This is a genomic window from Roseateles chitinivorans (assembly GCF_002761755.1).
In the GTDB taxonomy this organism is placed as follows: Bacteria; Pseudomonadota; Gammaproteobacteria; order Burkholderiales; family Burkholderiaceae_C; genus Roseateles; species Roseateles chitinivorans.
On the sequence record NZ_PEOG01000185.1, the window covers coordinates 1 to 492 of the forward strand.

Here is a 492-nt window from a genome sequence, read left to right on the forward strand (position 1 = left end):
ATCGCGAACGGATCGCCGGGTACGTCGCCAGCGGCATCCAGGAGGGAGCGAATCTGGTCTGCGGCGGCACGCAGCCCACGGAAGCCCCGCTGGCGCAGGGCTACTACTACTCGCCGACCATCCTCGACGGCGTCAACCGCGACATGCGGATGATCCGCGAGGAGATCTTCGGGCCGGTGACCGGTGTCATGTCATTCACCGACGAGGCCGACGCCGTGGCCAAGGCGAATGACACGGAGTACGGCCTGGCCGGATCGGTGTGGACGCGGGACGTGTCCCGCGCGCACCGGGTCGCGGCGAGCATTGCGGCCGGACTGATCTGGGTCAACACCACCCGCACCATCAACCACCTCGTTCCGTTCGGCGGCTACAAGCAGTCCGGTTACGGGCGCGAGGGCGGACAGGCCGTGATGGAGCACTACACCCGGATCAAGTCGGTGTGGGTGGACATGCAGGACGACCTGCCGAACTGGTACGCCGACTGATGGGCGG

General features: G+C 67.3%; 1 protein-coding gene. It reads left to right on the top strand.

Annotation, left to right across the window (positions count from 1 at the left end; genetic code table 11):
* The coding region (locus CS062_RS25300; protein WP_143742543.1) for an aldehyde dehydrogenase family protein at window positions 1–485 on the top strand (485 nt) is incomplete at its 5' end.
* Between the last annotated feature and the right edge of the window lie 7 nt (window positions 486–492).